The organism is Gemmiger sp., assembly GCF_057431175.1.
This window is the reverse complement of sequence record NZ_DBMDDV010000034.1, coordinates 19,381-30,437: the sequence shown is the minus strand read 5'-3', so window position 1 is coordinate 30,437 and position 11,057 is coordinate 19,381. Positions and strand designations below refer to the sequence as shown.

10 protein-coding genes are annotated in these 11,057 nt (G+C 59.4%); all 10 read right to left on the bottom strand.

The window, feature by feature from the left end; genetic code table 11:
* A partial coding sequence (locus tag ACZO0A_RS11145; RefSeq protein ID WP_486846329.1) for a GDSL-type esterase/lipase family protein occupies window positions 1-1,138 on the bottom strand: 1,138 nt, incomplete at its 3' end.
* Window positions 1,139-1,324: 186 nt separating this feature from the next.
* Window positions 1,325-2,119: an ABC transporter ATP-binding protein gene (locus ACZO0A_RS11140; protein ID WP_215691919.1), complete on the bottom strand. Its 795-nt coding sequence runs from the start codon at window positions 2,117-2,119 to the stop codon at window positions 1,325-1,327.
* A complete protein-coding gene (locus ACZO0A_RS11135; protein ID WP_215691918.1) occupies window positions 2,112-3,059 on the bottom strand; it encodes an ABC transporter permease in 948 nt (315 codons plus the stop codon). Before ACZO0A_RS11135 ends, ACZO0A_RS11140 begins: the two co-directional genes overlap by 8 nt.
* A 98-nt stretch (window positions 3,060-3,157) precedes the next feature.
* On the bottom strand, window positions 3,158-4,198 hold the full coding sequence (locus ACZO0A_RS11130) for an ABC transporter substrate-binding protein (protein WP_291209794.1): 1,041 nt from the start codon (window positions 4,196-4,198) through the stop codon (window positions 3,158-3,160).
* Window positions 4,199-4,439: 241 nt separating this feature from the next.
* A complete protein-coding gene (locus ACZO0A_RS11125; protein ID WP_215691916.1) occupies window positions 4,440-4,913 on the bottom strand; it encodes a PTS sugar transporter subunit IIA in 474 nt (157 codons plus the stop codon).
* A 24-nt stretch (window positions 4,914-4,937) separates the two neighbouring features.
* Window positions 4,938-5,765, bottom strand: a complete 828-nt coding sequence (locus ACZO0A_RS11120) for an HAD family hydrolase (protein WP_302375535.1) — start codon at window positions 5,763-5,765, stop codon at window positions 4,938-4,940.
* Window positions 5,762-6,694, bottom strand: coding sequence for an RluA family pseudouridine synthase (locus tag ACZO0A_RS11115; RefSeq protein ID WP_486846331.1), 933 nt, complete (start codon window positions 6,692-6,694; stop codon window positions 5,762-5,764). The genes ACZO0A_RS11120 and ACZO0A_RS11115 overlap by 4 nt, the downstream gene beginning before the upstream one ends.
* On the bottom strand, window positions 6,681-7,178 hold the full coding sequence (gene lspA, locus ACZO0A_RS11110) for a signal peptidase II (RefSeq protein ID WP_215691914.1): 498 nt from the start codon (window positions 7,176-7,178) through the stop codon (window positions 6,681-6,683). The genes ACZO0A_RS11115 and lspA overlap by 14 nt, the downstream gene beginning before the upstream one ends.
* 64 nt (window positions 7,179-7,242) lie before the next feature.
* A complete protein-coding gene (gene ileS, locus ACZO0A_RS11105; protein ID WP_275951424.1) occupies window positions 7,243-10,017 on the bottom strand; it encodes an isoleucine--tRNA ligase in 2,775 nt (924 codons plus the stop codon).
* Between the two features lie 53 nt (window positions 10,018-10,070).
* Window positions 10,071-11,006: a DivIVA domain-containing protein gene (locus ACZO0A_RS11100; protein ID WP_291230602.1), complete on the bottom strand. Its 936-nt coding sequence runs from the start codon at window positions 11,004-11,006 to the stop codon at window positions 10,071-10,073.
* Window positions 11,007-11,057 lie beyond the last annotated feature (51 nt).

Here is an 11,057-nt window from a genome sequence, read left to right as displayed (position 1 = left end):
GCGTCAGTTCGACACGGGCGTCGTTGAACATGGCCTTGACCGAGATGTCCTTCGTCACGTTGTCATAGCGGGTCGCGGTGGTGATGCCGTCACTCCACTTGTAGAATACAAAGCCGTCGGCGGCTACCGCCGTCACGTTGACACTGGTGCCGGAGTCCGCCTGGATCTCCACGCTGGAAACGCCGGTCTGGCCGTTGCCGGTCAGGGTGCCCTTGGCGCTGTCCTCCACCTCATAGCTGGCGGTGAACTTCGTCGGGGTGGCGGTGGGGAGCGGCGTGCTGGCCGCGCCGCTGGTGGACGAGGCGCGCTGTGGGATGTCGCTGGTGTCCGGGCGGCTGTCCATCGTGTTATAGGCGTGGGACTTGGCGTATTCCAGCAGGGCGCGGGCGCCGGAGGCGCTGTACCCATTGGCTTCCATGTAGCTGTTCTCGGCAAAGCCTCGGCTGTTTTTCAGGGTCTCGGCGCTGTTCAGGTATTTGAAGCCCATGTCGCTGCAGGCCACGGCAATGGCCTGGTTGAACTGGTCAATGTAAGTCTGGGTCTCGGCGGCGTTGGCACTGTCCTCGGTGACAGGCGGGATGGACACTGCGATGATATCCGCATAGGAGTAGGCCGAGTGGATGTTCTGCAAGAACTGCTTGTAATCGGCAATGAAGGAATCCACACTGACCGTTCCGTCCACATCGTTGGAGCCCAGCTGCACAAAAACACGGCGGGCTTTCATCTTGGGGATTGCCTGCGGGATCGTGTAGTTGTTGGAGTCTGACGCAAAGTTAACGCAGGCCGTGGACAGCGCCTTGGCGGTTTGCAGCCCCTCCTGCCCCGCAAACTGGTTCAGCGTGATGCGGGCGTCCTTTTGCAGCGTGACAGCATACTGATCGCCCGCAAAGACACTGGCGGTGATATAGGCATCATCCGCCGCAGCCTGAGGCAGTATAGCCTCCAGCGATGTATCCAGCGGGTAGGCGTCCTTATCATAGGCGCTTGCACCGCCGTTAAAAAGGCCCAGCTTGCCGGGCAGTACCCAGGCGACCACAATGCTCAGCACGATAGCCAGCGCACACAGCGCCAGCACCACACACGCCTTGCGCTGGGTGGGGCTCATACCTGCTTTTTCCTCATAACGTTCGCGGCTCATAGGGAATGAGTACCTCCTTAGTCTATGGCAAGTGGGAGCCACAAGGCCATATCCCACCTAGTATACATATTAGAGATTATATCATATTTAGCGGGCTTTGAACATCATTTTCAAAAAATTGTCACGTATTACAATTTTATTACAAAGAGAATGCCCGGGATGGTGCATCCCGGGCAAAATTGTGGATTACGAAAGCAGCATACGGTCGTTGGCAAACTCGCCGTCGCTGACCTGCTCAAAGCGCTGCAGCAGGTCGCTGACCTGAAGGTTCTTCTTTTCCTCGCCCTTCACATCGTAGATGACGTGGCCCTCGTACATCATGATCAGACGGTTGCCGTACTTGATGGCGTCCTTCATGTTGTGGGTGATCATCAGGGTGGTCAGGTGGTTTTCCTCGACGATTTTTTCGGAGAGGGTCAGTACCTTGGCGGCCGTCTTGGGGTCCAGGGCCGCGGTGTGCTCGTCCAGCAACAGGAGCTTTGGCTTTTTCAGCGTTGCCATCAGCAGCGTGACCGCCTGGCGCTGGCCGCCGGAGAGGAGTCCCACCTTGCTGGTCATGCGGTTTTCCAACCCTAAGTCCAGCGTTTTGAGCAGCTCGTAGTATTCGTCGTGCTCTTTCTTTGTGATGCCGGTTTTCAGTGTGCGGGCCAAGCCCCGGCGGGCCGCCAGGGCCAGGTTTTCATCGATCTGCATGGTAGCGGCGGTGCCCATCATCGGGTCCTGGAACACGCGGCCAATGTACTTGGCACGCTGGTGCTCCGACAGGCGGGTCACATCCTGCCCGTCAATGACGATCTTGCCCATATCCACGGGCCAGACACCGGCCACGGCATTCAGCATCGTGGACTTGCCCGCGCCGTTGCCGCCGATGACCGTGACAAAGTCGCCGTCCTCCAGCGTCAAGTCGAGGCCCTTTAAGGCGACCTTCTCGTTGACAGTGCCCGCGTTGAAGGTCTTATACACATTTTTAATTTCAAGCATTGTCCTTACCTCCCTTTTTCACCGGCGTTTTCGTGAAGTATTTGCCTTTCCAGTACGGGATGGTCAGGAAGATGGCCACGACCAGCGCAGTCAGCAGCTTGAGGTCGTCGGTGGACAGACCCATGCGCAGCACGAAGTTCATGACAATGTAGTAGATGATAGCACCGATGACCGCTGCCGTCAGCTTGAGGGCAAAGTTGCGGAAGATTTTGCCGAAGATGACCTCACCGATGATGACAGCTGCCAGACCGATAACGATAGCGCCGCGGCCCATGTTGATATCGGAGAAGCCCTGGTACTGCGCCAGCAGACCGCCAGCCAGCGCGACCAGACCGTTGGAGACCATCAGGCCCAGCACGATGGTGATGTTCGTGTTGATGCCCTGGGCACGGGCCATATGCTGGTTCGCACCCGTAGCACGCAGCGAGCAGCCAAGCTCGGTGCCGAAGAACCAATACAGCACGCCGATCAGCACCGCGCAGAAGATGACCAGCACCAGAATTGGGTTATTGAGCGCCAGTTTGCGCACATAGCGTGCGGAGACCAGCAGGCTGTATTTGTCCACGCTAATGGGCAGGTTGGCTTTACCGCCGCCTGTGCCGGTACCCATGATGCGCAGGTTGACAGAATACAGCGCGAGCTGGGTCAGGATACCGGCCAGAATTGCCGGGATGCCGCAGGCCGTGTGGAACAGGCCGGTGACAAGGCCCGCCAGCATACCGGCCAGCGTGGCCGCCACCAGGGCGACGCCCACCGGTGCGCCGTTCAGGACCAGCACAACGCAGACTGCGCCACCGGTACCGAGGGAGCCGTCCACGGTCAGATCCGCCACATCCAGAATACGATAGGTGATGTAGACGCCGATAGCCATAATGCCCCAGATAAGGCCCTGCGCGACGGCACCGGGCATCGAGTTTATCAGGGAGGTCAGGAAATCCATAAAAACATCCTCATTTCATAAAGCACCAAAACAGCGGGGAAAGAGAGGCGTCTCCCCTTCCTCGCTGTTATGATGATTTTTAGTCGCTGTTCCGGTTATCAGCCGATGGCCACGTAGTCGTCCGGCGGCGTGATGCCGAGGGCTTCGCAGTTGGCGGCGTTGTATTTCTTGGTGACGTTGGGGGCGAACTCGACCGGCATGGTGGAGATGTCAGCACCCTCGGCCAGAATCTTAGCGGCCATCTCACCGGTGGCGTAGCCCAGATCGTAGTAGCTGATGGACAGTGTGGCAGCGCCGCAGCCGGAGCAGATGCCTTCCTCACCAGCCACAACAGGAACCTGCGCGGGCAGCACGACATTGGCGATAGCCTCCGTGTTGGAGGCGGCGGTGTTATCGGTGGGGATGTAGATGACATCGGAGTTGTCGGCCGCGCTCTGGGCAACGGAGGTAACGTCGTTCGTGTCGGTGAAGGCGTAGCGGGCGACGGTGTAGCCCTCCTCCGTCAGGTAGCCCTCGATGACGTCACACTGGTAGACAGAGTTCGGCTCGGCGCTGCAGTAGAGCAGGCCGACGCTCTTGGCGTCAGGGAACAGCTCTTTGATCATAGCTGCCTGCTGGTCCAGCGGGGCCAGGTCAGAGGTGCCGGAGATGTTGTTGCCGACGGTGCCGGTCCAATCGCTGATATCCAGCGCGGTGGCGTAGTCGGTAATGGAGGTGCCCAGCACCGGGATATCGGCAGTAGCCTGGGCGGCGGCCTGCAGCGGCGCGGTAGCGTTGGCCAGGATCAGGTCAACGCCGTTGGAGACAAAACCGTTCACAATGGTAGCGCAGTTGGCGGAATCGCCGGAGGCGTTCTGCTCATCAAATTTTACATTGCCCTCGCCCAGCTTCTCGACCAAAGCGTCCTTGAAGCCCTGGGTCGCAGCGTCCAGCGCTTCGTGCTGAACCAGTTGGCAGATGCCGACATTGTAGACCTTGCCGTCGGCGGCAGCAGCGCTGTCTGCGGTGCTCTCGGCGGCTTCGGTGGTGGAAGCGGCGTCAGCGGTGGATGCGGCGGTATCCGTAGAAGCGGAAGATCCGCAGGCGGCCAGGCCCATGGTCATGGCGGCTGCCATCATAAGGGAAACTGCTTTTTTCATGTCTATTCCTCCAAATAGTACCCACTGCGCAACCTTTTGTTTCAGGTGTACACTTGCTTCCTCAAACAAGTCCCTCCAGCGCAGCCGGTTTAGTGCTTTAAAGTATAGCACACTTTAGTGGTTTAAAGCAAGAACAAATGCGTATAATACCGCCACGCTTTTTGATGTTTTTTTGTGGATATTGCCAGTTCTTGTTAAAAACGAACATCCCGGCCTCCTGTAAAAGCCGGGACATTCCCTGTCAATCTGCAAAGCAGGCGTTTTCGGTTTTGGCAATCAGTTCCACAAAGCGCTGGGGGTTGCTGGCGGTGCGCAGGGCCTCCACCAGGTCACGGCGGCCCAGCAGGTTCACGAGCCGCGCCAAAATCTGCAAATGCAGGCTCTCGCTTTTGGGCGGCACGGCAATCATGAACACCAGGTCCACCGGCTGTCCATCGGGCGCACCCCAGTCCACACCGCGGCGCAGAAGCAGTGCCGAGATGCCCGGCGCGGACACACCCGCGTTGCTGGCGTGGGGCAGCGCGATGCCGCCGCCGATGGCCGTGGTACCGCCGAAGGTCTCCCGCTGGCTTACCGCGTTATAGTAGGCGTTGCCGTTGGTGATGACGCCGATACCCTCCTGCAATTCCACCAGAATGCCGAGCGCGTCGGCGGAGTTATCGATTTTGGCGTAGAGCAGCACGCCCTTCGGGTCCATCAGTTCACTGACTTTCATCGTCAAACCCTCTTTGTGATGCGGTTATTCGTCTGTCTTACCAATCAGGCTGTACAGATACTCGCCTACCGCGCCCTCGGCGCAGGTGCAGGTCGTTACATGGTCGGCGGCAGCTTTCACCTCGGCCGGGGCGTTGGCAACAGCCACCGCGTATCCGGCCTCCCGCATGATCTCCAAATCGTTGTAATAGTCGCCGATGACGACGGTGTTCTTCATGGATTTGCTCATCAGGGCACACAAATCGTGCAGGCCGCTGGCCTTGCTGACGCCGCCGGGCATAATCTCTAAGTAAATACTGTTGGTGGCAAGGAAGTAGTTGTCTCGGCCATAATACTTTGTCTTTGCGTACTGTCCCAGCTTGCGGATGCTCTCGGGGTCAGAGGCAAACACGACCTTGACCCAGCCGTCGGGTACGTTTTCCACCGGGCAGGCGATGCTGCCCAGGTGCTCGTCCACCTGGTGGGCGTGGGTCACTTCGTTGGCGTGGATGACGTACATTTCGCCGTTGCCCGCCATGACCTCCACGCCCATACGCGGGAATTTCGCCAGGATATCGATGATAGCCGTCGTGGCCTGCTCCCGGTTCAATGTCGAGCGGTGCAGCACCGATTCCGTAGAAAAATCATACAGCAGCGCACCGTTGCAGGAGATAGCCGGCAGCGACAGCTTCAGATTTCCCAGCGCCGCGCGGATGGACTCCGGCGGGCGGCCGGTGGCGACCGTGAACAGCCCACCCATGCCGGTGTACAGCCGGATAACCGCACGGTTGCAGGCCGGGATGCCCTCCTTGGCGGTCAGCAGCGTATTATCCATATCACAGATCACAAGGGTATCGCCGAGGGGTGGTTTCATGCGCGATGTTCCTTTCTTAGCCGTGTTATAAAATCCGCAAAATAGGGCGGCAGCGGAGAATCGAACTGCATCCACTCCCCTGTTCTGGGGTGCACAAAGCCCAACTCCTTGGCGTGCAGGCATTGGCCGTTCAACGATTTGATGCAGTTTTTCGGGCCGTAAACGGCATCCCCCGCCAGCGGGTGCCCTGTAGATGCCATATGCACGCGAATCTGGTGCGTGCGGCCGGTTTTGAGCTTGCAGGCAATGTAGGTAAAGTTGCCGTAGCGTTCCAGCACCTGCCAGCCCGTGTAGGCATACTTGGCCCCGACGGCGTTGTCGGCCAGCACGGCCATCTTTTTGCGGTCGCGCGGGTCGCGTCCCAGCCACTTTTCCACAAAGCCCTCATCGCCTTTCAGGTTGCCGTAGGCCACCGCATGGTAGACGCGGTGGATGCTGTGTACGCTCATCTGCTCGCTAAGGGCCTGGTGCGCCGCATCGTTTTTGGCAACGACCAAAAGACCGCTGGTGTCCTTATCGATACGGTGGACGATGCCCGGGCGGATGGCCCCGCCAATGCCGGACAGCTGTCCCGCGCAATGGTAGAGCAGCGCATTGACCAGCGTGCCGTCCGGGTTGCCGGGAGCCGGGTGAACGACCATTCCCTTGGGCTTATTGACGACAAGCAGGTCGTCGTCCTCATAGACGATATCCAGCGGGATATTCTGGGGCTGGGCCTCGATGGGCTGCGGGTCGGGCAGCTCCACAGTGTAGACTGCACCGGGTACGACCTTTTCTTTCTTGTTGACCGGCGCGGCGTTTTTCGTCACACAGCCCTGCTCAATGAGATTTTGCAGCGCACTGCGGGACAGTGCCGGGCACTGCGCGGCCAGCCAGGCATCCAGGCGGCCGGTATCGTCGGCCGCGGCGGTAAATTCAAGCTGCTCCATCATCGTCCGCCTTTTGCTCTGCGGGCTTTTCCTTCTTGCAGGAGTCCAGCAGCACGACCAGCATCAGCAGGCCGACGCCCACGCAGACGCAGATATCCGCAAAGTTGAAGATGGCAAAGTGCATGAACAGCACATTGATGTAATCCACCACAACGCCGTTGAGCACGCGGTCGATGAGGTTGCCCACACCGCCGCCGAGCACCAGCGTCCAGGCAACGCGCTCCCACGCCGTCATTTTGCGAGTGAACAGCATGACGAGCACGACCAGCAGCATGACCGATGTCATACCGATGAGCAAGCCCTGCTTGCCCGCCAACATTGAGAACGCCATACCGTCATTCAGACAGTAGCGCAGCTCCACAATGCCGGGCAGCACGTTCATCTGACCCACCGGCAGCAGCGCCGCCGTGGCCCAATGCTTGATAAGCTGGTCAATCACGACCAGCGCGGCCGCCCCCAGCACAGAAAACAAACCGAAAATCATACAACACCTTATCCGAAAAAATCAGCGGTGCTTACCACTATAAGCACCGCTGACGGAGTAAAACTTACTGTTTCAGGACCTTGGCGCAGCGCGGGCACAGACCGTCCTCACCGACGGAAGGCTCATACTTCCAGCAGCGCAGGCACTTGTTGCCGGCCGCGTGGGCAGCTGCAACGCCGAGACCTTCGACCAGGCCCTTGACGCCGCCCTCGCCTTCGACGAGGTCAACGTGAGAGACGATGAACAGGTCAGCCAGCTCATCCATCGGGATGGCGTTCAGGAAGTCGTAGACCTCCTTGCTGCAGTACAGCGTCAGGCCGGCTTCCAGCGCGGAACCGATGGTCTTGTCAGCGCGGGCCTGCTCCAGGACCTTCTTGACATCGTCGCGGATGGCCATGATGCGGGCCCACTTGGCCTCAAACGCCTCGTCGGCATCGGCCTTGGCCTCGGGCATCTGCTCAAAGACAACGTAGTCCTTCATGCCGGGCAGCTTCGGGATGTAGCTCCAAATCTCCTGGCTGGTAAAGCAGAGGATCGGGGCCAGCAGTTTCGTGAAGTCGACCAGGATGCGGTACAGCGCGGTCTGGGCACAGCGGCGTGCGTGGTCGTCAGCGCAGTACAGGCGGTCCTTGATGACGTCCATGTAGAAGTTGGACATATCAATGACACAGAAGTTGTACAGCGCATGGTAGGCACGGCTGAAATCGTAATGGTCGTAGGCGTCGCGCAGGTTGGCGGTCAGCTTGTTGCAGGCATCCAGCGCCCAGCGGTCGATCTCAAACAGCTGGTCATCCGCGACCATATCCTTCGCGGGGTCAAAGTCGTTGATGTTGCCCAGCATGAAGCGGGCGGTGTTGCGCATCTTGCGGTACGCCTCGGACAGCTGGCGGAAGATTTCCTTGCCGGCGCGGACATCGACGGTGTAGTCGCTGGATGCGACCCACAGACGGATGATATCAGCACCGTAATCGCGGATAATCTCCGAAGGTTCCATGCCGTTGCCTGCGGACTTGTGCATCTGCTTGCCCTGGGCATCGACGACCCAGCCATGGCACAGAACCTCGCGGTATGGGGCAACGCCCTGGGTGGCAACGCTGGTCAGCAGGCTGGATTGGAACCAGCCGCGGAACTGGTCGGCGCCCTCCATATACATATCGACAGGCCAGTGCAGCTCGGGGCGCTCACGGCAGACAGCACTCCAAGTGGAGCCGGAGTCGAACCAGACGTCCATGATATCGGGGTCCTTCTCCCAATCAGAAGCACCGCACTCGCAGACCTCGGTCTTGGGCATGATGTCGTTGGCATCATACTTGTACCAGGCGTCGCTGCCCTCCTTGCGGAACAGGTCGGAGACAGCCTTGATGGAAGCATCGGTGATGTGGTACTTGCCGCACTTCTTGCAGTAGAATACCGGGATGGGCACGCCCCAGACGCGCTGACGGCTGATGCACCAGTCACTGCGGTCGCGAACCATGCCCGCCATGCGGTCATGACCCCAGGCCGGCTGCCAGTGCACGCTGTCGATGGCCTTGTAGACATCCTCTTTGAAAGCGTCAATGGAGCAGAACCACTGCTCGGTGGCGCGGAAGATGATGGGATGGTGGCAGCGCCAGCAATGCGGGTACTGGTGGGTGATATGCTGCACGCCCATCAGGTGGCCGCTCTCCTTGATATGCTCAAGGATAACCTTGTTGGCGTCCCAGACCTTCAGACCGGCAAACTTCTCGCCAGCCTCGGCGGTCAGGCGGCCGGCATCGTCCACGGGGACAACGACAGGCACCTGCGGGTAATGGTTGACGCAGACCTCAAAGTCCTCGACACCATGGCCGGGGGCGGTGTGGACACAGCCGGTGCCGCCTTCGAGGGTGACATGGTCGCCCAGGATGACCAGGCCCTTGCGGTCCAGGAACGGATGCTGGTACTGCATGAGTTCCAACTCGCTGCCGAGAACAGTCTCGGGCAGGACTTCGTACTCGTCGATGTGGCAGCCCTTCATCGTGGACTCGACCAACTCGCGGGCCATGATGTGGTAAGCGTCGCCGATCTTGACGAAGGCGTATTCCAGGTTGGGGTTCAGGCAGGTAGCAACGTTGGCGGGCAGTGTCCAGGTGGTGGTGGTCCAAATGACGATCCATGCCTTGTCCAGCGGGATGTTGTGCTTAGCCAGCACGCCGTTGGGGTCGTCGGTCAGCTTGAAGCGGACGTAGATGGAATCGCACTCGTCCTCGGCGTACTCGATTTCGGCCTCAGCCAGCGCAGTGCGGTCCTCGGGGCACCAGTAGACAGCTTTCATGCCTTTGTAGATGTAGCCTTTCTTCGCCATCTCGCCGAAAATCTCAACCTGGCGGGCCTCAAACTCAGGGCGCAGGGTCAGGTAGGGATTTTCAAAGTCGCCCTGCACGCCCAGGCGCTTGAACTGCTCGTTCATGACGCCGATGTGCTCGGTGGCAAATTCCTTGCAGATCTGGCGCAGCTCCAGTTTGGAGACGCCCGCCTTTTTGTCGCCGAGGGAACTGAGGGCTTTCAGCTCGATGGGCAGGCCGTGGGTGTCGTAGCCGGGCACATACGGTGCCTGGAAGCCGGACATATTCTTATAGCGGATGATGATATCCTTGATGATCTTGTTCAATGCAGTACCCATGTGGATATTGCCGTTGGCATACGGAGGGCCGTCGTGCAGGATGTACTGGGGCTTGCCCTCGTTGTTCTTGATCATCTGCTCGTAGACATGGTTCTGTTCCCAGTCCTCCAGCATTTTGGGTTCTTTTTTCGGCAGACCGGCCCGCATTTCAAAGGGGGTCTGCATCTTATGGATGGTGTCGTTGTAGTTCTGCGCCAAAGTTTCCTACTCTCCTCTATTTTGTAGATTCTTTATTTATACCACATCCGGTGTCAGCTGTCAAAGTCAACGCCTTCAAAGTTATCGAACGCCGGGGAGTTCAGCTCCTCCTGCGGTTCGGCACTTGCCTTTTTGCGGGTGGTGCGCTTGGTGGTGCTCGCTTTTCTGCGGCGGGCGGGTTTTGCCTCAGGTTCGTCATACAGGCCCGAAATATCCTGAAAGCGGCTCTCATCAATGGCCGGGGCCTCCGGAATGGGGGTCGGGGCAATTTCTTCGGGCTCCTCCGGGTGCGGGGCAATGGCAAACTCTACGGTGTCCACCTTTTCCCCGGCGGGGGCAGCAGTCTCGGGTGCGGGGGCAGGTTCCTCATAGCAGGCGGTCTCCTGCATCGGGGGCTGTATCGGTTCCGGCGCAGGCTTGGCGGCGGGCGGCGTGTAGGTCGGCTCCACGGCGGGCTGCTCGGCCGGGGCGGCCTGTACAGGGGCCGGGGCCGGTTCGGCGGCAGGCTGCATCGGGCGTACCGGCGGATCCTCAGGTTGAGGGGTGTAATCCGGCAGCTTATTGATGAGGTTGATGTGCTTGCGGTACATCTCGATCAGTGAGCGCTTGAAGCTGTCCGCCTCGCTCTTCAGTGTGACGATCTCCTGCTTGGCCAGCTCCACATCATCGCGGGAGCGCTGCTCGCGGTCCTCGGCCTTGATGTTGGCGGTGCGTATGATCTCGGCGGCCTTCTGCTTGGCCTCGCGGATGACATTTTCCCCTAAGCGCTGGGCGTTGATCATCGTCGTGCGCAGGGTGTCTTCCTCGGCACGGTACTGGTCAATGCGCTGGGCCAGCACAACGAGCTTTTTTTGCAGGTCATCATTCTGGGCAGCCAGGTCGTCCATGGCCTGGGCCACCTCTTTCAGATATGCGTCCACATCTTCGCGGCGATAACCTTGGAACGCTTTGTCAAACGTTACGCGGCGGACATCCTCAGAAGAGATCATGACTTTCCTCCTATGCAGGGACGGTGCCCTGTTATTCCCGGCCCGCAGACG